Annotated in this window: 13 protein-coding genes; 12 read left to right on the plus strand and 1 reads right to left on the minus strand. The window is 72.8% G+C overall.

Features of this window, described 5'->3' with window-relative positions:
* Positions 1-189: 189 nt before the first annotated feature.
* Positions 190-2100, plus strand: coding sequence for a CocE/NonD family hydrolase (locus ACZ6SD_RS03840; protein WP_465315367.1), 1911 nt, complete (start codon positions 190-192; stop codon positions 2098-2100).
* Between the two features lie 64 nt (positions 2101-2164).
* Here the strand turns inward: ACZ6SD_RS03840 and ACZ6SD_RS03845 are convergent, their stop codons facing one another.
* Positions 2165-2572, minus strand: coding sequence for an ester cyclase (locus ACZ6SD_RS03845; RefSeq protein ID WP_465315368.1), 408 nt, complete (start codon positions 2570-2572; stop codon positions 2165-2167).
* Positions 2573-2646: 74 nt separating this feature from the next.
* Here ACZ6SD_RS03845 and ACZ6SD_RS03850 point away from each other — a divergent pair, with 74 nt between their 5' ends.
* The 11 genes from ACZ6SD_RS03850 (at position 2647) to accC (ending at position 23207) form a co-directional block, all read left to right on the plus strand.
* Positions 2647-3174 carry a TetR/AcrR family transcriptional regulator gene (locus tag ACZ6SD_RS03850; protein ID WP_465315369.1) on the plus strand — a complete coding sequence of 176 codons (528 nt, stop codon included), beginning with the start codon at positions 2647-2649 and terminating at the stop codon, positions 3172-3174.
* A 127-nt stretch (positions 3175-3301) separates the two neighbouring features.
* Positions 3302-4243 carry a LysR family transcriptional regulator gene (locus ACZ6SD_RS03855; protein WP_091453226.1) on the plus strand — a complete coding sequence of 314 codons (942 nt, stop codon included), beginning with the start codon at positions 3302-3304 and terminating at the stop codon, positions 4241-4243.
* Between the two features lie 69 nt (positions 4244-4312).
* A complete protein-coding gene (locus tag ACZ6SD_RS03860; RefSeq protein ID WP_465315370.1) occupies positions 4313-6094 on the plus strand; it encodes an AMP-dependent synthetase/ligase in 1782 nt (593 codons plus the stop codon).
* 192 nt (positions 6095-6286) lie between these two features.
* Entirely contained in the window at positions 6287-7522 is a 1236-nt protein-coding gene (locus ACZ6SD_RS03865) for an NAD(P)/FAD-dependent oxidoreductase (protein WP_465315371.1), read from the plus strand.
* 76 nt (positions 7523-7598) lie between these two features.
* Positions 7599-8201 carry an SGNH/GDSL hydrolase family protein gene (locus ACZ6SD_RS03870; protein ID WP_465315372.1) on the plus strand — a complete coding sequence of 201 codons (603 nt, stop codon included), beginning with the start codon at positions 7599-7601 and terminating at the stop codon, positions 8199-8201.
* A gap of 41 nt (positions 8202-8242) precedes the next feature.
* Entirely contained in the window at positions 8243-15790 is a 7548-nt protein-coding gene (locus tag ACZ6SD_RS03875) for an SDR family NAD(P)-dependent oxidoreductase (protein ID WP_465315373.1), read from the plus strand.
* Complete coding sequence (locus tag ACZ6SD_RS03880; RefSeq protein WP_465315374.1) at positions 15787-17883, plus strand: beta-hydroxydecanoyl-ACP dehydratase; 2097 nt, start codon at positions 15787-15789, stop codon at positions 17881-17883. Before ACZ6SD_RS03875 ends, ACZ6SD_RS03880 begins: the two co-directional genes overlap by 4 nt.
* A complete protein-coding gene (locus ACZ6SD_RS03885) occupies positions 17880-19460 on the plus strand; it encodes a PfaD family polyunsaturated fatty acid/polyketide biosynthesis protein (protein ID WP_465315375.1) in 1581 nt (526 codons plus the stop codon). The genes ACZ6SD_RS03880 and ACZ6SD_RS03885 overlap by 4 nt, the downstream gene beginning before the upstream one ends.
* Positions 19457-21217, plus strand: a complete 1761-nt coding sequence (gene accA / locus ACZ6SD_RS03890) for a carboxyltransferase subunit alpha (protein WP_465315376.1) — start codon at positions 19457-19459, stop codon at positions 21215-21217. The genes ACZ6SD_RS03885 and accA overlap by 4 nt, the downstream gene beginning before the upstream one ends.
* Positions 21214-21840: an acetyl-CoA carboxylase biotin carboxyl carrier protein gene (locus tag ACZ6SD_RS03895; RefSeq protein ID WP_465315377.1), complete on the plus strand. Its 627-nt coding sequence runs from the start codon at positions 21214-21216 to the stop codon at positions 21838-21840. The genes accA and ACZ6SD_RS03895 overlap by 4 nt, the downstream gene beginning before the upstream one ends.
* Positions 21837-23207 carry an acetyl-CoA carboxylase biotin carboxylase subunit gene (accC, locus tag ACZ6SD_RS03900; protein WP_465315378.1) on the plus strand — a complete coding sequence of 457 codons (1371 nt, stop codon included), beginning with the start codon at positions 21837-21839 and terminating at the stop codon, positions 23205-23207. Before ACZ6SD_RS03895 ends, accC begins: the two co-directional genes overlap by 4 nt.
* Positions 23208-23279 lie beyond the last annotated feature (72 nt).

A 23279-nucleotide genomic window follows, 5' to 3' on the forward strand; every position in this document is an offset into this window, starting at 1 on the left:
TCAAAGAGTTGTGCACTCGGTGTCAAGCGGTGACCGCCGTACTCGGGAGTAGCGTGCGCGGGGGATATGACCTGGTCGGACGAGTCCGCGCGGCCGAGACCCGCGCGCGGTCGGCCGAATGCGATTCGCTTCGTCGCTTTGGGGGACTTTTCTTGCTTTTCCCGAGGAAACAGAGGTACAAACAGCGGCGTGCCCCTATTTCTCGCCCGGCTGCTCACCGTTGTCGCATTGACCGGTGTTTGCCTGGTGGATTCCGGGCAGCGGGCGAGCGCGGCGTGGGAGCCGGGGCCGCAGCGGTACGGGATGGGCAGGCAGGGCGACGTCCCGGTGACGATGTCCGACGGCACCGTCCTGCGGGCCGACGTGTACTACCCGACCGACGACAGCGGCGCCCCGGCCGCCGGGCGGTTTCCGGTGGTGCTGAGCCAAACCCCGTACGGCGCGCTGGCCGAGACCGCGCCGGGCCTGAACAACCCGGACGCGGGCGCCCTGACCCTGATCGGCGGCGGCGACGCCTACCTGGTGCGGCGCGGGTACGTCAACGTCGTCGCCGACGTGCGCGGCACCGGCGGATCGCAGGGCACCTGGGACTTCCTCGGCCCACGCGAGGCGCGCGACGGCGCGGCACTCGTCCGGTGGGCCGCCGCGCTGCCGATGTCCAACGGTGTGGTCGGCCTGACCGGGTCGTCCTATATGGCCATCAACCAGTTCTTCACCATGGCCGCGCTCGGCCCGGATTCGCCGGTGCGGGCGCTGTTCCCGGTTATGCCGAGCCTCGATCCCTTCCGCGACATGGTGTTCCCGGGCGGCACGTTCGGTCTCGGCTCCAACGCCGTCTACTTGGGACTCACCGCGCTCATGCACCTGGTCAATGCCACGACCGCGGGCAACCCGGACCTGGCCCAGGTGTTGGTCCACCGAATCGCGGGCCTGTTGTCCTTGCACGCCACCATGATCCTCAACGGCGTCGCCGACGGCGACCTGGCTTACGACGGCCCGTTCTGGCAGGCGCGCAGCCCCCGCACTGTCCTGTCCGACGTCGTTCGGACCGGCGTGCCGATCCACCTGGTCGGCGGCTGGGACGACGTCTTCGCCCGCGGCCAACTCCACCTCTACAGCGACCTGCAATCCCTGGCGGCGGGCGGCCGAACCGGCGAGCCCATGCGGCCCGACCGCCCGGCCGACCCGCGCTACCGCTTGCTGATGGGGAAGTGGCACCACGTCACCGTAGGCACCGGCATCGACCTGAACGCGCTGCGGCTGCGGTGGTTCGACCACTGGCTCAAGGGCGTCGACACCGGAATCACCGGCCCGCCACTGCGACTGGCCGAGATCGGCGGCGACCGCTGGGTGAGGGCCACCCATTTCCCGTTCCCCCAAGCCAACCCCACGCCCCTGCACTTCCGCGAAGCCGGTGGCCTCACCCCGGAACGCGCCCCCGTCCACCGCGCCGACCTGCTCGTCCACTCGCCACTCGGCGTCCCCTGCAACCGCGGCCTCGACCAGTCGACAGCGGGCGGCCTCATCGTGGCACTGCGGACGCTGGGACTGCCGGAACCCTGCGCCCACAACGACAATCTCATCCAGCTCTCACCGCTGGCCACGACCTACACCACCGCGCCGTTCACCGAGCCGACCGTGCTCGCGGGCCCGATCGCGGCCACCGTCCACGCCACCTCCACCCGCCCGGACACCCAACTCGCCATCACCGTCTCCGACATAGCCCCCAACGGCGCCTCCACCCCCTTGACCTCCGGCTCCCTCACGGGCAGACACCGCGCCGTCGACCCCGCCCGCAGCTGGCTCGCCCCGGACGGCAACTACCTCCTGCCGTTCCACCCCTTCACCCGGGAAGCGGCCACACCGGTCCCGGTGGGCGCTCTGGTGCGCCACGACATCGAGATCGCCCCCACCTTCGCCAGGCTGGCCCCAGGACACCGCCTGCGGATCACACTGTCCACAACAGACACCCCGCGCTTGCTGTCACTACCGAAACCTTTGCTGAACCAGCTAGGCGGCCTCTACGGCATCCACCACGGCCCGACCGTTCCATCCCTGATCGAGATCCCCCTGGCCCCGGCGGCGGCGTTCACCGGCTGACACCTACACGAGCGCGGGCATCTAGACGTCGGCTTCAGGCGCCGCGCGGGCAAGGGTGGACAGCCTAGCCGCTCAGACCCAGTTGATGCCGGATGGCGTCGGTGTCTTGGAGCGCCCAGTGTTCGACGATCTTGCCGTTGTGGACGCGGACCATGTCGATGCCGTGCACCGCGTAGTGCTTGCCGGTGGCCGCGTGGGTGCCGCGGCTGGTGTAGCGGTTGACGGAGATGTCGCCCGCGGTGACGTTCTGTTCGATGGTGACCGAGGTGTCGTGGAAGCTGCTGTCGGCCGCCATCGCGGTTTCCCACTTGCGGCGCCAGGCGTCGATCCCGTGGTGGTCGCCGTCGGAGCCGCCGCGGTGGTCGATGACGTCGGGATCGATCAGGGCGAGGGCTGGGGCCAGGTCGCCGGTGGCCAGGGCTTCCGGGTACATCTCGACTATTCGCCGGTGGACTTCCGCCGCGCTGAGCATGCTCTCCTCCTAACCGGGGAGTTCCCCGTTTAGGTACTCTAAGTGGGGTTGTCCCCGGTTGGCAAGGGAGTGCGGTGCGGGCGGACGCGCGGAGGAACCGAGAGCGGCTGCTGGCCGCGGCCCGGGATGTGTTCGATGAGCAGGGGATCGACGCGGCGCTGGACGAGGTGGCGCGGCGGGCGGGGATCGGCAACGCCACCCTGTACCGGCATTTTCCGACCCGGCGTGACCTGATCGTCGCGGTGTACGCCGACGAGGTCGCCGACCTCTGTGGCCGTGGGGAGGCGTTGCTCACCGCCGACTCGCCTGGCGCGGCGCTGGCGGAGTGGCTGCGGCTGTTCGTGTCCCACGTGGCCGCCAAGCGTGAACTGGCGCTGGCCGTCGAGGGGGAGCGCTCCGCTCTGTTCGAGCAGTGGCACCGCGCGATGAACGCCACCGCGGCCGCCTTGCTGGCCAGGGCGCGGCGCCACGGCGCGGCTCGGGACGACGTGGACGTGGCGGATCTGATGGCGCTGGCGACCGGGATCGCGGTGGTCGACCCCGGCGGGGAGCGCGCCGAGGCGTTGTTGTCCTTGGTGCGACTTGGTCTTGTGCCCCGGTGAGCACGCGCACACGGTCCATCTGGGCCGTTGGGGAACGTCACTCCTTCGCCGCGCGGTTTGCAGGCGGGATTCACCGGGAGTTACCCCGCGCCGCTACCCTTGCTGGGGACACGCGGGGGAGGTCTCGGTGGAGTTCAGACATCTCGTCTCGTTTCTCGCCATCGCCGACGAACTGCATTTCGGACGTGCCGCCGCCCGGCTGCACCTGACCCAGCCATCGCTGAGCCAGCAGCTTCAGCGGTTGGAGCGGACGCTGGGTGTGGAGCTGGTGGCGCGCACGTCCCACGAGGTCCGGCTGACCTCGGCCGGTCGCGCCTTCGAGATCGAGGCGCGGGCGATCGTCGCGCAGATGGACAAGGCCGCGCACACCGCGCGGGAGGCGGCGGCCGGGCGCACCGGGACGATCACCGTGGGCTACAATTTCCCGGCTGGGCAGCACATTCTGCCCGCGACGCTGGCGCGGATGCACGCGGAGTATCCCGATGTGACGGTCGCGCTGGAAGAGAAGCGCACGGGTCCGCAGCTCGCCGCGTTAGCCGACGGCGCGCTGGACGTGGCGCTGGTCTACGGGCGGCCGATGACCTCGGACTTCCACTACCGGCGGCTGTTGCAGCTGCCGATGGTGGCGGTGGTCGGCCAGGGGCACAAGTGGGCCAACCGCCCGGGGGTGCCGTTCGCGGAGCTTGCCCGGCAGCCGTGCATCCTGTTCGACCGGGAGACGTGCCCGGCGATGTACGACGCGATCCTCTCTGCCGTCGAGCGGACCGGCATCATGCTCAACGTCGTGCACAAGCTGGACGACCCGGGCGCCACCTCGATCCTGGTGTCCATCAAGCCGCTGATCGGCTTCGCGTCCGCTTCGCGCGGGATGCTGGTCGGCTCGGTGGCGGGCGGGGTGCGGCCGGTGGCGGTGCAGCTGTACGACCCGGTGCCCACCGTCGACCTCTACGCGGTGTGGCGGGGGTCGAGCACCAACCCGCTGGCGGAGGCGTTCCTCAACTGCCTGGAGGCGGTGGGGCCGTTCCAGAATCCGTCCTTCGGCCGCGCCGACGCGCGTCCGGCGCGATAGGATATTCCAACCGGCCGATCGTCTCTCGTGTGTTGCCCCGTGGTCGGGGCATCCCGAGAATCAATTAACGTGAATATACCGACTTTTTCCGGGACCTCTAATTCCGACCTTTCCCTGTTAAGCACATCGTTCTCCGGCAGCGGGGTCGAACTGGCGAGTGACTCCGGTCTCTTCTCCGTCCTCGTCGCGGGCTCCGAGAAGTACGCTGGCGCGCCCGCGCTGAGCCGGAAAATCGGCGCGGAATGGCAGGACATCGGTTACCCCGAATTCACCGAGCACGTGCGGGCGGTGGCGAGCGTGCTGCTCGGCCATGGGGTCGCGGCCGGTGACCGGGTCGCGGTGTTCGGCCGTACCGCCTACGAGTGGGCGGTGGCCGATTTCGCCGCGCTGGCGATCGGCGCGGTGACCGTGCCGATCTACCCGACCGCGTCCGACGCCCAGATCCAGCACGTCCTCGACGACAGCGGCGCCCGGGTGTGCTTCGCCGAGACCGCCGAGTTCGCCGACCGGCTGATCGCCGCGGGCGCCACCCGGGTGTGGCTGTTCGCCGAGGTCGAGGGCATGCGGGCGCAGGCGGCGCACGCCGACCTCGACGCCAGGGTGGCCGCGGTCCGGGCCGACGACCTCGCCACGATCGTGTACACCAGTGGGACCACGGGCCTGCCCAAGGGCTGCATGCTCACCCACCGCAACATGTACGCGTCCTCGGCGAACACCGTCGAGCAGACCGACTGGCTGTTCCGCACGGCGGTCGAAGGGAGCGACGAGCAGGCCGCGACGATGCTGTGCCTGCCGCTCTCGCACGTGTTCGGCCGCACGATCCTGCTGTCGTGCCTGGTCGCGGGCACCCGCACCGGGCTGGTGGCGGGGGTGCCGGAGATGCTGCCCGAGCTGCCGGTGTTCCGGCCGACGTTCCTGGCCCTGGTGCCCTACGCGCTGGAGAAGATCCGCAAGCGGGCCCGCGCGCTGGTCGACCCGGCCGCCGAGGAGACCGCGATCGAGCTGGGCCTGGCGGTGGCCAGGGGCGTGCCGGTCGAGCCCGCGCTGAGCGAGGCGCACGCGGCGCTGGACGCCACGGTGTTCCAGCGGGTGCGCGACTCCTTCGGCGGCCGGTTCCGCTACGTGATCTCCGGCGGCGCGTCGCTGGACGACAGCACCGCGGGCTTCTACGCGGGTGTGGGCGTGCGGATTCTGAACTGCTACGGGCTTACCGAGGCCGCGACAGCGGTGACGGTGAACGAGACGGTGACCAACCGGCTGGGCAGCGTCGGCAGGCCCATCCCGGGCACCACGATCGCCATCGCCGAGGACGGCGAGCTGCTGGTCCGCGGCCCCAACGTCTCGCCCGGCTACTGGCCCAACCCCAGCTCGGACGGCCCGTGGCTGCGGACCGGTGACCTGGGCGCCATCGACGAGGACGGCTTCCTCTACATCACCGGGCGGCGCAAGGAGCTGCTGGTCACCAGCGGCGGCAAGAACGTGGCCCCCACCCCGCTCGAAGACCGGGTGCGGCTGCACCCGCTGGTGAGCAACTGCATGGTCATCGGCGACAACCGGTCCTACGTCACGGCGCTGATCACCCTGGACGAGCCCGCGCTGCGGCAGTGGGCCGCCGACCACGGCCTCGACCTGGGCGACCCCGCCTGGCGCGACGACCCCCGGCTGCTGGCCGAGGTCCAGGTCGCCGTGGACGACGCCAACGGGCTGGTGTCCCGCGCCGAGTCGATCCGCAAGTTCCGCCTGCTCCCGGTGGACTTCACCGTCGCCGACGGGCACCTGACCCCGTCGATGAAGCTGCGCCGCGCGGTGATCGAGGCCGCCTTCGCCGAGGACGTCGCCGCCCTCTACTGATCTGTCCGGCACGTGAATACCGGCGCAACGGAAAGAGAAATTCACCCCGAAATGTTTCGGGCGGGTTTCCCATATCTGTCGTCATTGTGCGAGCCAATCGCACCATGGGGGCCGACCCGGGCGCATTGACCCCTATTCAGCGGCTCAGCAGAATCGAATTCATCCGGCCTGCGAGGAGAAGTGAGAGATCACATGTACGACGTAATCGTGGTGGGCGCGCGCTGCGCAGGCTCACCGGTGGCGATGCTGTTGGCCCGGCGCGGTCACCGGGTCCTCGTCGTCGACCGCTCGACTTTCCCCAGTGACACGGTTTCCACCCACTACATCCACCAGGCTGGCCTTTCCCGGCTGAAGTCCTGGGGTCTGCTGGACAAGGTCGTGGCCACCGGCGTGCCCGCGATCCGGAAGCTGAACTTCTCCTACACCGGCATCTCGCTGGAAGGCTTCGCCGACCCGATCGACGGCATCGACGCCGTCTACTGCCCGCGCCGCACCGTGCTGGACGAGGTCCTCGTCGGTGGCGCGCGGGAGGCCGGGGCCGAGGTCATCGAGGGCTTCACCGTGAGCGACGTCCTGTTCGAGGACGGTCGCGCGGTCGGCATCCGCGGCCGAGAGGGCGACGGGCCCGAGCGCGAGTTCCGCGCCACCGTCGTCGTCGGCGCGGACGGGCGCGGCTCCATCGTCGCGGAGAAGGTCGGCGCCGAGTTCTACCGGGTCGTCCCCGCGGCCGGGTTCATCTACTACAGCTACCACAGCGGCCTGGACTGGGGCATGCACCACCGCACCGGGTTCGGCGAGCAGCAGATCGGCACCTGGCCCACCAACGACGGGCTCAACCTGCTGGCGATCATCCGCGGCCGGGAGCGGTTCGGCGAGTTCCGCGCCGACGTCGAGGGCTCCTTCCAGGAGGTCTTCGACCAGGTCGTGCCCGAGATGGGCGAGGAGCTGCGGAGCAAGGGCAAGCGTGAGGAGCCGTGGCGGCCCATGCGTTACCCGGACAACTACTACCGCACCTCCGCTGGCCCCGGCTGGGCGCTGGTCGGCGACGCCGGGTACCACAAGGACCCGTTCACCGGCTGGGGCATCACCGACGCGTTCAAGTACGGCGAGGTGCTGGCCGACCGGCTGCACGAGGGCCTGTCCGGCGAGCGCGACATGGCCGAGGCGATGGCCGACTACGTCAAGGTCCGCGACGAGGAGAGCTCCGGCACCTTCGAGCTGACCTGCACCCTGGCGAAGCTCCAGCTCACCCCGTTCTACGACTCGGTGTTCCGCGCCACCAGCCAGAGCCCGGCCTACACCAAGAAGTTCTTCGGCCTGATCGCCGGTGGCATCCACGGCGAGGAGTTCTTCGCCCCCGGTCACCTCGAAGAGCTCTACGACGAGGTCGGCATGCCCGCCGACGAGCGTCGCTACAGCCCCTCCTGAGTCCTTTCCGGACAGCTCTCCTGACGACTCATCCCGATCAGCACCCCGATCAGCGTTGCCGACAGCGGAGGACCGCATGCCCACGACCAGGCTGACTGTGCTCGGAGACAGTTTCGTGGAGGGTCGCGGCGACCCCCGCCCGGGCGGCGGCTACCACGGCTGGGTGCCGCGCCTGGCGGACTCACTTGGCCTGCCCGCCGGGGCCGTGCGGAACCTGGGCGCGTACCAGGCGACCACGCAGGTCGTGCTCGACCAGCAGCTCGACCGCGCGCTGGCGGGCAAGGCTCCGCTGATCGGGGTGATCGTCGGGGTCAACGACCTCGTCACCGACTATCACCCGATCAGGTTCCGCCGCAACCTGGGCACGATCTTCGGTGTTCTGACCGGCATGGACACCACCGTCGTCACCGCGAGCTACCCCGACATCCCGGCGAACCTGCCCGTGCCGGAGGGTTTCCGCGCCCTGCTGCGCGGCCGGTTCGCCGAGGCCAACGCCGTCCTGCGCGAGGTCACCGAGCAGACCGGGACCCTGTGCCTGGACATCGCGGCCGACCCGAAGTGGGCGAGCGCGGACATGTGGTCCGAGGACGGCCTGCACCCCAGCCCCCAGGGGCACCGAGTTTTCGCCGAGAGCGTGGCGGACCTGCTGGCCCGGGTCTCCGGGCTCGTCGCCGCGTGATGTTCGCGGATGATCACCGAGTCATATCCGAGAGGAAGAACGTGAGCGAGCAGCACGAGGCGTCGGACCGGCGCCTGGCCCGCAACCCGATCGCGATCGTGGGCATGTCCGGTCTGTTCCCGATGGCCCGAGACCACCGCGAGTACTGGCAGAACATCGTCGACGGCGTTGACTGCACCGAGGACGTCCCGGCGTCCCGGTGGAGCCTGGACGACTACTACGACGCCGACCCCGCCGCCCCGGACAAGACCTACTCCCGGCGCGGCGCGTTCCTGCCCGACGTCGACTTCGACCCGGTCGAGTTCGGTCTGCCGCCCAACCAGCTCGACGTCACCAGCACCATGCAGACGCTGAGCCTGGGCGTGGCCCGGGACCTGCTGCGCGACGCGGGCGCTGGCCCGGACGGCTGGTACGACCCGTCGCGCACCGGCGTGGTGCTGGGCACCACCGGCCCGGTGCCGCTGATGCACCCGCTGGCCGCCCGGCTCTCCACGCCGGTGCTCAAGGAGGTCGTGCAGAGCTGCGGTCTGTCCACTGAGGACGCGGACGCGATCGCGGAGAAGTACGTCAAGGCTTTCGCGCCGTGGGAGGAGAACTCGTTCCCCGGTCTGCTCGCCAACGTCGTCGCGGGCCGGGTGGCCAACCGCCTCGGCCTGGGCGGGATGAACTCGACCGTGGACGCGGCGTGCGCCGCGTCGCTGTCGGCGATCCGCACCGCCGTGGCCGAGCTGGTCGACGGCCGCGCCGACATGATGATCACCGGTGGCGTCGACACCGAGAACTCGATCTTCATCTACCTGTGCTTCAGCAAGGTCGGCGCGCTCTCCCGCAGCGGCCGCATCAGCCCGTTCGCCGACAACGCCGACGGCACCCTGCTCGGCGAGGGCATCGGCATGCTCGCCCTGCGCAGGCTCTCCGACGCCGTGCGCGACGGAAACCGGATCTACGCGGTCATCCGCGGCATCGGCTCGTCCAGCGACGGCCGCTCCAAGAGCATCTACGCGCCCCGCGCGGAAGGCCAGCGGGTCGCGATCGAGCGCGCCTACGCCGACGCCGAGTGCTCGCCCGCCTCGGTCGAGCTGTTCGAGGCGCACGCCACCGGCACCGCCGTGGGCGACCGCACCGAGCTGACCGCCCTCGGCGACGTCCTGCGCGCGGCCTCCGACGAGCGGCACTTCGCCGCGCTGGGCAGCGTCAAGTCCCAGATCGGGCACACCAAGGGCGCCGCGGGCACGGCCAGCCTGATGAAGCTCGCGCTCGGCCTCTACCACAAGGTGTTGCCGCCGACGATCAACGTCGAGCGGCCCAACAGCGCCGTCGACTTCTCGACCGCGCCCTACTACGTCAACACCGAGACCCGCCCCTGGATCCGCGACCCGCACCGCCCGGTCCGCCGCGCGGCCGCGTCGGCGATGGGCTTCGGCGGCACCAACTTCCACGTGGTGCTGGAGGAGCACGACCCGGACCGGGCGCCGATCCGCACCCTGCACCGCACCGCGCGGGCGCACCTGTGGCACGCGCCGGACCCCGCCGCGCTGCTGGCCGCGCTGCGCGCGGGCGAGCCGTCCGTCGATGGCGGCGAGATCCCCGACGAGCACGCCCGCGTCGGGTTTGTCGCCCATGGCGATGACGCGCTGGCCGCGCTGCGCGACCTGGCCATCGAGCGGCTGGCCGCAGCGTCCGACGCCGACGAGTGGGCGCACCCCCGCGGCGTGTTCTACCGCCGCCGCGCGAAGGCCGACCTCAAGATCGGCGCGCTGTTCGCCGGACAGGGCAGCCAGTACCTCGGCATGGGCCTGGAGGCCGTCCTCAACAACCCGGTCGTCGGCGCCGCGTTCGACGAGGCCAACGCCGCCTTCGACGGCGCGCCGACCCGGCTCGCGCCGGTCGTGTTCCCGCCGCCGACCTTCGACGGCGAGCAGCGCCAGGCCCAGGAGGCCGCGCTGCGCCGCACTGAGCACGCGCAGCCCGCGATCGGCGCGCTGGCGGCAGGCCAGTTCCGCTACCTGCGTGGCCTCGGCCTCGACTGCGCGGGCTACCTCGGCCACAGCTTCGGCGAGCTGACCGCCCTGTGGGCGGCGGGCTCGCTGTCCGACGCGGACTTCTTCCGGCTCGCCCGCGCCCGCGGCGCGGCGATGGCCCCGGCCGAGGGCACCGACGACCCGGGCGCCATGGCGGCGGTCACCGCGAGCCGCGAGGACGTCGAGCGGCTGCTCGCCGACGTCGACGGCGTGGTGATCTGCAACCACAACGCCCCCGACCAGGTCGTCGTCGGCGGCCCCACCGACGCGGTCGGCCAGGTCGTGCGGCTGTGCGCCGACCGCGGCCTGACCGCGCGGATCCTGCCGGTCGCCGCCGCCTTCCACACCAGCCACGTGGCCCACGCGGTCGAGGCGTTCGGCCAGACCGTGGCGTCGGTGCGCGTCGGTGAGCCTGCCGCCCCGGTGTACGCCAACTCGCCCGAGGCGGGCTACGGCTCCGACCCCGAGGCCAACGCCCAGACCCTCACCAACCAACTGCTTCGCCCGGTCGAGTTCGTCGCGGGCCTGCGCGCCATGCGCGACGCGGGCTGCACGGTGTTCGTGGAGTTCGGCCCCAAGCAGATCCTGACCTCCCTGGTCGGCCGCACCCTGGGCGACGAGGTCGTCGCCATCCCGACCGACGCGGGCCCGCTGGGCGACAGCGACGTGGCCCTCAAGCAGGCCGTGGTCCGCCTGGCCGTGCTCGGTGTGCCGCTGTCCGCCGCGAACGCCACCGATGCCCCGGTGGCCGAGCGTCCGAAGCCCAGCGGCATGTCGATTCCCCTGTCCGCCCCCGAGTACGTCTCCCCGGCCCGCCGCGAGGCCTACCGCGCCGCCCTCACCGACGGCTACCGAATCGCCCTGGCCAACCCGGCGACCAACGGCGTCCCCGCCGCGGTCGGCGCGGCGCCCACCTCGAACGGCACACCGATGACAGCGGCAAGCTCCCTTCCCTCCACCTCCACGGCCGCGGCCGCCGCCACGGGCCTCTCGCCCGCGGCTTCCACCCCGGCCGCCTCCACCCCGGCTGCATCTGCGGCGGCCCTCTCGCCCGCTGCTTCGGCCACGGCCGGTTTCTCGACCACCCCGGGCGTCTCGCCCGCGGCAGGCGGAGCGTCGACCGCGCTCGCCGTGAACGGCGGCACCGGCATGACCGCCCACACGGCATCCGCCCCCGCCGCGAACGGCTCGGCGGGCGGCGCTTCGAGCGCGCCCAACGGCCTGTCCACGGTGCCGCCGACCACGGTGGCCGCCCCCGCCGCCCCGGCCGCCCACCCGGTCGCCGCGCACGGCCACGCGCCTGCCCCGGCCGCCGTCCACCCGGGCGTCGGAGTCGCGCTGCAGCAGCACATCGCCATCCACAGCGAGTACCTGGAAACCCAGCTGCGCGTCGCGGGCACGCTCGCCGACGCGGTGCGCCACGGCGACGTCGACCTCCACCTGGCCGACGCGGTGACCGCGGTGAAGGACCAGAGCGTCGCTATCGGCCAGGCGCACACCCGCGCCAACGAGATCCTCGCCGCCCTGACCGAGATCGAGCTGACCGGCGCGACCTCTTTCCCGACCATCCAGCGCCCCAGCGTCGAGGCCGAACTCCAGGCCCTGGTCGACGAACCTCCCCACTCCCTGCCCCCCGCCATCCCGACCCCGCCCCAACTCCCGCCGACCCCGCCCGCCCAGCCGCCCACCGCCGCCCGCCCGGCCACGCCCGCCCCCACCCACCCGGCGGCGCCCCACACCGCCGCCACTCACTCGGCCCCGACCCACACCGCCCCGTCCGCCGCTCCCCACCCCACCCCGGCGGCCGCCCCAGCTTCGTCCACAGTGGACAGCGCGAGCGTTCGCACGGCACTGCGGGAAGTAGTGGCGGAAAAGACGGGCTACCCGGTCGAGATGGTCGACCCGTCGATGGACTTGGAGGCCGACCTCGGAGTCGACTCCATTAAGCGGGTTCAGGTTCTCGGCGTGGTGCAGGAGCGCTTCCCCTCGCTGCCCAACATCGGCCCCGAGCAGCTTGGCGAGCTTCGCACGCTGGACCAGATCGCGGACTTCCTGTCGGCTGCCGCCCCCGCGGCTTCGGCTCCCGCCGCGACTGGCGCCCCCGCCGCCGACATTCGGTTGGCGCTGCGGGAGGTCGTCGCGGAGAAGACGGGCTACCCGGTCGAGATGGTCGACCCGTCGATGGATCTCGAAGCGGACTTGGGTGTGGACTCGATCAAGCGGGTTCAGGTTCTCGGTGTGGTGCAGGAGCGGTTCCCGTCCCTGCCGAACATTGGCCCGGAGCAGCTTGGCGAACTCCGCACGCTGGACCAGATCGCCGACTTCCTCTCCGCCGCCGCCCCTGCGGCTTCGGCTCCCGCCGCGAGTGGCGCCCCGACCGGTGACATTCGGTTGGTGCTGCGGGAAGTGGTGGCCGAGAAGACGGGCTACCCGGTGGAGATGGTCGATCCGTCGATGGATCTCGAAGCGGACTTGGGTGTGGACTCCATTAAGCGGGTTCAGGTGCTGGGTGTGGTGCAGGAGCGGTTCCCGTCTCTGCCGAACATCGGTCCGGAGCAGCTTGGTGAGCTTCGCACGCTGGACCAGATCGCGGACTTCCTGTCGGCTGCGGCCCCCGCGACGCAGGCCCCGGCTTCCGCCGCCGCCGATGTGCGCACCGTGCTCCGGGAGGTCGTCGCCGAGAAGACCGGTTACCCGGTCGAAATGGTGGACCCGTCGATGGACTTGGAGGCCGACCTCGGAGTCGACTCCATTAAGCGGGTTCAGGTCCTAGGTGTGGTGCAGGAGCGCTTCCCCTCGCTGCCCAACATTGGCCCGGAGCAGCTTGGTGAGCTTCGCACGCTGGACCAGATCGCCGACTTCCTCTCCGCCGCCGCTCCAGCGGCCCCCCAGGCCGCCGCTCCCACCACGTCCGACGTCCGGACCGTCCTGATCAGCGTGGTGTCGGAGAAGACCGGCTACCCCGTGGAAATGGTCGACCCGTCGATGGACCTCGAAGCGGACCTCGGTGTGGACTCGATCAAGCGGGTTCAGGTGCTCGGTGTGGTGCAGGAGCGGTTCCCGTCCCTGCCGAGTATCGGCCCCGAGCAGCTAGGGGAGTTGCGCACGCTCAACCAGATCGCCGACTACCTGGAAAGCGCGGGTGGTGTCGCCCCAAAAGCGCCTGAGGCTGGGGCGACCGCGCCCCGGCACCGGGTCGGGCTCGTGGCGCTGCCCTCGATCGACCTGACCGACGCGCCGTATGCCGCCGAGCCGGTGGCGCTGGTGGTCGACCGCGGCGGTGTCGACGGCGACGCCGTGGTCGCGGGGCTGGAAAGTCGCGGGTGGACAGTGCGGCGGGCCGCCAGTGTCGAGGCGGCGCAGGAGGGCAGGCTCGACCTGTGCCTGGTGCTGTGCGACGCCGACCCGGACTGGGCGGTGGCCGCCGCGCGGCTGGCCGAGCCGATTCTGCTGGCCAAGCACGTGCTTCCGGCGCTGACCGCCACGGCGGCCACCGGAACTCGGGCCGCGTTCGTGACCGTGACCAGGGTCGACGGCGCGCTCGGGTTGGGCGGGCTGCGGTCGATGGCCGAGTCGCTCATCGGCGGTGTCGGCGGTGTCGTCAAGACGCTCGCCGCCGAGGCGCCGACGCTGTTCTGCCGGGCCGTCGACGTCGACCCGGGCTTGGACGGCGCGGCGTTCGCCGACGCGGTGCTGGCCGAACTGCACGACAGCGCGCGGGACACCCTGGAGGTGGGCGTCGACGCGGACGGCCGCCGCACCCTGACGCCCAGCGGGCACGCCCCGGCGGCCGAGCGGTCCACAGTGGACACCTCGGCCCCGGTCCCGGCGGTGTCGGTGACCGAGGACGACCTCCTCGTGGTCACCGGCGGCGCCCGCGGCGTCACGGCCCTGTGCGTGCGGGCCCTCGCCAGCCAGGCCGCGGCCGGGTTCCTGCTGCTGGGCCGCACCGCGCTCGCCGACGAGCCGGACTGGGCGCGGGGCGTCGCCGACGCCGACCTCAAGCCCGCGGTGATCGCCGGACTGCGCTCGACCGGTGCCAAGGTGACTCCCCGCGACGTCGAGCGCGCCTATCAGAACGTGTTGGGACAGCGGGAAATCCGCGCCACCCTCGCCGAACTGGGCGACCGCGCGACCTACCTCGCGGTCGATGTGACCGACGCGGACGCCGTGCGGGCCGCGCTGGGCGAGTACCGCGACCGGGTGACCGGCGTGGTGCACGGCGCGGGCGTGCTCGCCGACGCGCTGCTGCCCGACAAGACCGCAGCGCAGGTCGACCGCGTGTTCGGCGCGAAGCTCGGCGGGCTGCGCGCGGTGCTCGACGCCCTCGACGGGGCGCCGCTGCGGCACCTGGTGCTGTTCACCTCGGTGGCGGGCCTGCTCGGGAACCCGGGCCAGGCCGACTACGCCGCGGCGAACGAGGCGCTGTGCCGGGTCGCCGCGGCGTGGCAGGCGGCCAACCCCGGCCACCACGTCACCGCGATCGACTGGGGCGCCTGGGATGGCGGCATGGTGACCGCGGAGCTGCGCGAGCTGTTCTCCGCGCGCGGCGTGCCGCTGCTGCACCCCGACGCGGGCGCCCGCGCCTTCGTGGAGCAGTTCGACCCGGAGCGGGCTGCCGAGACCTGCGTGCTGATCGGCGCGGACGTCTCGCTGGCCGGGCACGCCACCGTGGCGACGCCCGCGTTCACCGCGCGCCGCGAACTCGGGGCGCTGGCTGAGGACCCGGTCATCCAGGCGCACCGGATCGGCGCGCACCCGGTGCTGCCCGCGACGTTCGGGCTCGGGTGGCTGATCAACGTCTTGGAGCGGGCCCACCCGGGACTGCGGGTGGTCGAGGTCCGCGACTACCAGGTGCACAAGGGCATCATCTTCGACGGGACGCCGCGCACTGGCCTGCGGGTCGAGACCGAGCCGTCCACAGTGGACGGTGACCGGCTCGTGGTCGCCGCCGCGGTCCGGTCCGACTCCGGCGGCGCGCTGCCCACCTCGCACTACGCGGCCACCTTCGTCCTCGCCCCGGCCCCGGCCGAGGCCCCGACCGCGCGGGCGCACCGCTTCGGCGCGGGCCCGGAGGACGGGCTGGAGATTTACCGGGAGGCGACCCAGTTCCACGGGCCCCGGTTGCAGGGAATGCGCCGCGTGCTGGAAAGCGGCGAGCACGGCATGGTCCTGGAGTGCGCGCTGGCCGACGCCGCGGTGGCGGGCGGAGCCTTTGCCGGGGCGCTGCACAGCCCGGTGCTCGCCGACGTGCTGCTGCAAGGCCCGCCGGTGCTGGGCAAGCGGCTGCTCGGCGCGGCGTGCCTGCCGCTGGGCATCGGGCGCGCGGAGTACTTCGCCCCGCTGCCGGACGGCGAGCCGTTCGCCCTGGTGCTGGACGACGTCCGGCGGACCGGCGGCGGCCTGACGGTGACCGCGACCGCCTGCGACGGCGCGGGACGCGTCCTGCAGCGGTTCGCCGAAGTCGCGGTGGTGTCCACGCCGGACATGGCCGCCAAGTTCCGGGAAGCGGTCGCGGGCTGGCTGGACCGGCCCGCGCCGACCATCGAGGAGACGAGCACACGATGAGCGATGTCCTGGAGTTCGTCGGCGAGCCGTTCGACGCGGCCGCGTTCACTGAGCCAGCGCCCCCACCACCACCGGCGCCTGCGCCGACCGCGCCGGTCCGGCCCCGCGGCGGCAGCGGCGGCGGAGTGGTCGAGGCGATCCGCGACCTGCGCTCGTCGCTGGTCGACGCGCACACCAGCGCCCTGGGCGCGCAGGCCGCGCTGCAACGGCTGATGCTCGCGGGCCACCGCCCCCTCGCCGCCGACCAGGCGCAGGCCACCGCCGCGACAGCGGGCTTCGGCCAGGCCGCGGCCACCGCCCCGGGAACGGGTTTCGGTCCGGGCGCGGCCGCCACCCCGGCGGCCGGTTTCGCCCCGGCGGCGGCCGCCGCCCCGGCGCTGGTCGTGGCCGCGGAAGGTGCGTTCAAACCGTTGGCGCGCACCGGAGTCACCCGCTTGGACGGCGGGCAGCTCGCCCGCCTCGCCGAGGGGGACATCGCGGGCGTGTTCGGCTCGGCCTACGACCAGGACGGCGTCAACCCGGCCGTGCGGCTCGCCGCGGGCGGCCCGCTGGCGCTCACCTCGGTCGAGGCCATCGAACTGCGCGGCGGCGCGCACGGCATGGGCCGGATCGCGGCGTCCTGCGCCGCGGCCGACCTAGTGGCCGCCACCGTGCAGGCCGCGCAGCTGTTCGCCCTGCACACCGGGCTGCACCTGTGCCTGGCGGGCGCGACGTTCACCGTGCGCGAGGCTGGCCGGGTCGACGCCCGGGGGACCGAGCGGGCGGGCACGGTCGAGGTCGAGGTCACCGGCATCGACCTGCTGCCCCGCCCCTGGGTCCGGGTCGACGCCACGTTCTCCGACGGCGGGCAGGTCCGCGACCTGGTCGTCGCGCTCCAGGAGACCCCCGGCGCCCTCGTCGGCCCCGCGCGCGGCGGCGTGCCGTCGGCGTGGCTGGGCCGCAAGAGCGCGGCGGGCGAGCGGGCCATGCTCAGCGAGTTCCACATGACCCACCTCTCCCGCGGGGACCAGGGCATCGCTCTCGGCCCGGAGTTCGCGCACTACACCGGCCGCAAGGCGACCCGGCTCCCGACCGGCGGCCTGCTGCTGGTCGACCGGGTGATCAGCGTCGATGGCACCCGGGGCAAGCTGGACGGCGCGACGTACGAGACCGAGTACGACGCGCACGCCGACTCCTGGTACTTCGCCGACACCGCGAACGCCTCCATGCCCAACTGCGTCTACATGGAGACCTCGTTGCAGGCGGCGCTGCTCATCGGCTACCACCTCGGCCCGACGCTGACCGCGCCGGAGGCCACCATGAGCCTGCGCAACCTCGGCGGCACCGCCTCCGTGCTGCGCGAGGTCGACCTGCGGGACAAGACGATCCGGCAGCGCTCCGAGCTGCTGGCGACCACGATCCTGCCCGGCTCCTCGCTGCAGAGCTTCGCCTACGAGCTGTCCGCGGACGGCGAGCCGTTCTACCGCGGCGAGACGATGTTCGGCTACTTCAGCGACGAGGCCCTGGGCAACCAGACCGGCCTCGACGCGGGCAGGCACCGGCCCACCTGGCTGGACGAGCAGTCGCCCCGGCCAGCCACCCGGCGCATCGACATCGCCGGTCGGCGCGCCGACCCGGCGGCGCGGCTGACCTCGCGCGGCACCCTCGCCCTGCTCGACCACGTGGACGTGGTCGACGGCGGCGGCCGGTACGGGCAGGGCTACCTGCACGCGGTGCGCCCCATCGACCCGGACGACTGGTTCTTCCAGCGGCACTTCCACCTCGACCCGGTGATCCCCGGCTCGCTCGGCGTGGAGTCGGTGATCCAGGCGATGCAGGAGTGGCTGCTGGCCTCCGGGCACGCCGACGCGCTCGCCGACCCGGAGTTCATCGTCCCCGCCGACCTGCCGTTCACCTGGAAGTACCGCGGCCAGTTCCTGCCGACCGACGGCGAGTCGACGCTGGAGGTGCATATCAAGGAGGTGCGGCATAGCCCCGGCCGGGTGCGGGTCGTCGGCGAGGCGAGCATGTGGAAGCCGGGCCTGCGGATCTACGAGCTTGACGACATCGCCATCGAGCTCCGCTCCGCCGAGCTTCGGGGAGTCCAGCGATGACCGCGGCGACGACGGGAGCGGCTCTGGCCCGCGACGACGACTCGATCCGGCGCGCGCTGCTGCGGCTGGACCGGCCGCTGTTCGTCGCCCGCGACGGCGCGGGCGTCGGTGTGACGACCGACGACCAGCAGGCCAGGGCGGCGCGGGTTTTGGCCGCGGTGCCCGCCCTGACCCCGGATTCCCTGGGCGACCCCGGTTTCCGGCACGCCCACGGTGTGCGGTACGCCTACATGGCGGGCGCGATGGCCAACGGGATCGCCTCCGCCCGGATGGTCGTCGCCCTGGCCCGGTCCGGTTTCCTGGCCTCGTTCGGCGCGGCCGGGGTGCTGCCGGACCGCATTGACGACGCGCTGTCGACCATCACCAGGGAAGCGCCCGGCCTGCCGTTCGCGGTCAACCTGATCCACAGCCCCAGCGAGCTGGCCCTCGAACGCGCCATCGTGGACCGCTGCCTGCGGCACGGGGTGCGGTGCGTGGAGGCGTCGGCGTTCCTCGACCTGACCCCGGAGGTGGTGCGCTACCGGCTCGCCGGGCTCGCCAAGGACGCCGAGGGCACTGTGGTGGCGCACAACCGGGTCATCGCCAAGGTGTCCCGCGCGGAGGTCGCCGAGGTGTTCCTGCGCCCGGCCCCGGAGCGGCTGGTCCGGCCCCTGGTCGAGTCGGGCGCGGTCTCCGCCGAGCAGGCCGAGTGGGCGCGGCGGATCCCGATGGCCGACGACGTCACCGCGGAGGCCGACTCCGGCGGGCACACCGACCGGCGCCCGCTGCTGGTCCTGCTGCCGGAGCTGCTGGCCGTGCGCGACCGCGTGCAGCGCGAGCTGGGCTATCAGCGGCCGGTGCGGGTCGGCGCCGCGGGCGGCATCGGCACCCCGGCGGCGGCAGCGGCGGCGTTCACCCTCGGCGCGGCCTATGTGGTCACCGGCTCGATCAACCAGTCCTCTGTGGAGGCCGACCAGTCCGACACCACCAAGCTGCTGCTCGCGGGCGCGGGTGTGGCCGACTGCGAGATGTGCCCGTCGGCGGACATGTTCGAGATGGGCGTGGACGTGCAGGTCCTCAAGCGCGGCACGCTGTTCCCCGGCCGCGCCAAGAAGCTGTACGAGACCTACCGGCGCTACGACGGGATCGAGGCGATCCCGGCCGCCGAGCGCGCGGAGCTGGAGAAGCGCGTCTTCCAGCGCCCGATGGCGGACGTCTGGCAGGACTGCCTGACCTACTTCGCCGAGCGCGACCCCGAGCAGATCCACCGGGCGCAGGACAATCCGCGCCGCCGCATGGCGCTGGTTTTCCGCTGGTACCTGGGCCTGTCCTCGGGCTGGAGCATTCGGGGCGTCCCCGAGCGGACCGGCGACTACCAGATCTGGTGCGGGCCCGCGATGGGCGCGTTCAACGCCTGGGTCGCGGGCACCTACCTGGCCGCGCCAGCCAACCGGCACGTGGCCGACATCGCCGCGCACGTGTTGCGCGGCACGGCGTTCGCGAGCCGGGCCGCCCAGTTGCGCCTCGCCGGGGCCCGCCTGCCCGCCGGGTGCTCGACGTACGTGCCCGCACCGACGCGAACCGAGGAGGAGTCATGACCGCGACCCTGCCCGACCTGACCGACCGCGCGGGCGACGTGCCCGCCTGGCTGGTCTGCGGCGGCTGCCGCGCCATGCTGTACGGCAAGCGCTTTCTGCGCGCGGGCCGGGTGTGCCCGGACTGCGGCTGGCACGCCCCGCTGACCGCGGCGCAGCGCCTCGACAGCCTGCTCGACCCGGGCTACCGGCCGCTGGAAGTCGCCGTGTCCGACAGCGACCCGCTGGGCTTCGCCGACACCCGCCCCTACCGCGACCGCCTCGCCGACGCCCGCGCCGACACCGGCCTCGCCGAGGCCGTGCTGTGCGCGCGGGGCCGCATCGAGGGCAACCCGGTCGTCGTGGTGGCGATGGACTTCCGGTTCATGGGCGGCAGCCTCGGCGCCACCGTGGGCGAGGTCGTCACTCAGGCCGCCGAGATCGCGCTGCGCGAGCGGACCCCGCTGCTGCTGGCCACCGCCTCGGGTGGCGCGCGGATGCAGGAGGGGGTGATCGCGCTGATGCAGATGGCCAAGACCAGCCAGGCCCTGGCCCAGTTGGACGAGGCGGGCGTGCTGACCGTCTCGCTGATCACCGACCCCACCTTCGGCGGAGTCGCGGCGTCGTTCGCCACCTCGACCGACGTGATCGTCATCGAGCCCGGCGCCCGGCTCGGGTTCGCCGGGCGGCGGGTGATCGAGCAGACGATCAAGCAGACCCTGCCGCCGGAGTTCCAGACCGCGCGGTTCCTCGAAGAGCACGGGGTGGTCGACATGATCCGCCCGCGCGCCGAGCTTCGCCCCACCCTGGCCAGGCTGCTCTCAATCGCGACCCGCCGCCCGGACGGCGTGCCGCACCAGGCTGGCGGCGGGCCCGCGATGGTCACCGACGCCGACCGGCTGCCGGAGCGGGAGCCGTGGGAGTGCGTGCGCGCCGCCCGCAGGCTCGGCCGTCCGACCACTGTGGACTACATCTCGCTGCTGATCGAGGACTTCGACGAGCTGCACGGCGACCGGATGTCGGCCGACTGCCCGGCGCTGGTCGCCGGTCTCGGCCGGTTCGAGGGCATCCCGGTCGTGGTGATCGGCACCCAGAAGGGCCACACGGCGCGGGAGTTGCGCGACCGCAACTACGGCATGCCCACTCCGGCCGGGTATCGCAAGGCGGCCAGGGCGATGCGGCTGGCGGCCAAGCTGGGCCTGCCGGTGATCACCCTGGTCGACACCGCGGGCGCCTACCCCGGCATGGAGGCCGAGCGGCAGGGCCAGTCCGTGGCGATCGCGGAGAACCTCAAGCTGATGGCCGGCCTCCCGGTGCCGGTGGTGGCCGTGGTGACCGGCGAGGGCGGCAGCGGCGGCGCGCTGGCGCTCGCCCTGGCCGACCGGGTGCTGATGTGCGCCAACGCGGTGTACTCGGTGATCAGCGCGGAGGGCTGCGCGGCGATCCTGTGGCGCGACCCCGCCGCCGCGCCCAAGGCCGCCGCCGCGCTGCGCGTGGACGCCCGCTCGCTGCTGAGCATGGGCGTGGTCGACGGCGTCGTGCCCGAGCCAGGCGAGGGCGCCGAGACCGACCACGTCGCCGCCGCAGCGGCCCTGCGCGCCGCCCTGGCGAGCAGCCTCGCCGAGCTGCTGCCGCTGGACCAGATGAACCTGGTTACCGCGCGGCACGCCCGGTTCCGCCAGTTCGGCACCGACACCTCGGTGCTGCTCGACTCCCAGCCCCGCGATTCCCAGCCGTCCGAACCCCGTGACCCGGCCCCCGACAGGGAGGATGCCCGATGAACGCGACCGCGAACGGCGGTGTGGCGGTGTCGGTTCCCGCACGCGACACCCGAGCCGACCAGGCTGTCCAGATCGATCAGGCGGCGCAGGCCAATGGTGGCCACCTCGACCACCTCGACCACATTGGCCAGGTCGACCAGGTCGTCACCGTGCTGCGCGAGCAGGCGCTGGCCACCTACGCCCACGCGTCCCACGCGCCGACCGTGGTGCGGGTCAGCGCCCACGACGTCGCGGTGGAGGTGCGGTGGACCGCCGAGGCCCGCCCCGCCGAGCCCCGGCAGGCCGACACCCGGGCAGCCGAGCCCCGGGCGGCCGCTCGGGCACCGGAGTCCCCCGCGCGGGCGCCGGAGGGCGGCGCGGCGGCTGAGGACACCGCGGGCCGGTTCCCGTTGTGCGCCAACACTGTTGGCGTCTTCTACCGCGCCCCCGAGCCCGGCGCTGCGCCGTTCGTGGTCGAGGGCGACGTCATCGCCCCCGGCCAGCAGGTGGCGATCGTGGAGGCGATGAAGCTGATGATCCCGGTCGAGGCCGACCGGGCGGGCCGGGTCGTGGAGTTCCTGGTGCCGGACGGCGCCCCCGTCGAGCACGGTCAGCCGGTGCTGCTGCTGGAGCCCGCCCGATGATCTCCAAGCCGATCTCCAAGGTGCTGATCGCCAACCGCGGCGAGATCGCGGTGCGGGTCGTCCGCACGTGCCGCGAGATGGGCCTGCGCACGGTCGCCGTGCACTCGTCGGTCGACCGGGACTCCGCGGTGGTCCGGCTGGCCGACGAGTCGGTCCAGATCGGCCCCGGCCCGGCCAAGGAGAGCTACCTCGACATCCCCTCGGTGATCGAGGCGGCGCGCATCCGCGGCGCGGACGCCATCCACCCCGGCTACGGCTTCCTGTCGGAGAACCCGGACTTCGCCGAGGTGTGCGAGGCCGAGGGCTTCACGTTCGTCGGCCCGCCCGCCGAGGTGATGGCCCGCCTTGGCGACAAGGCGAGCGCGCGGGCGATCATGGTGGACGCGGGCCTGCCGCTGCTCCCCGGCAGCCGCGACGCCATCGACAGCGCGGAGAAGGCCGCCGCGCTGGCCGACGAGATCGGCTACCCGGTGATCGTCAAGGCCGTCGCGGGCGGCGGCGGCCGGGGCATGGCGGTGGTGCGCTCCTCGGCCGACTTCCCCCGGGCGTGGGCGAAGACCAAGGCGACGGCGCAGGCGGTCTTCCGCGACGGCCGCCTCTACGTGGAGAAGTACCTCGACTCGGCACGGCACGTGGAGATCCAGGTCCTCGCCGACGCGCACGGCGCGTGCGTGCACCTGGGCGCGCGGGACTGCTCCCTGCAACGGCGGCACCAGAAGCTGGTGGAGGAGTCCCCGGCGCCCCGGCTGCCCGAGGACACCATCCGCGAGATGGGCGAGGTCGCCGTGCGCGGCGCGCTGGCCGCTGGCTATGTCGGCGCGGGCACGTTCGAGTTCCTGGTGGACCCGGACGGCCGGTTCTACTTCATGGAGGTCAACTGCAGGCTCCAGGTCGAGCACCCGGTCACCGAGATGGTCACCGGCATCGACCTGGTGCGCGAGCAGCTTCGGGTCGCCTCCGGCGAGCCGCTGGGCTACGGCCAGCACGACGTCGCCCCGCGCGGGGTGGCGATCGAGTGCCGGGTCAACGCCGAGGACCCGGCCCGGGACTTCGCCCCCGCTCCCGGCCTGCTGACCGAGTGCGCGCTGCCCGCCGGGCCGTTCGTCCGCGTCGACACGCACGCGGCCCCCGGGTACCGGATTCCGCCGCTGTACGACTCCCTGCTGGCCAAGGTGATCGTCTGGGCCCCCGACCGCGACCAGGCCATCGCCCGGATGCGCGGAGCCCTGGCCGAGACCAGGATCAGCGGCCCCGGTGTCGCCACCACCGCGGGCTTCCTGCGCGACGTGCTCGACCACCCGCGCTTCCGCGCCGCCGAGCACGACACCGGCCTGATCGGCGACCTCACCGCCCCCGCGGTCGCCTAAGGGCCAGTGCGCCCTCCGGCGGGCACGACCGCCGGAGGGCGCACTGCGCGTGAACCTGTTACTGGGACATCA

This window comes from Actinokineospora sp. NPDC051303 (assembly GCF_055586285.1).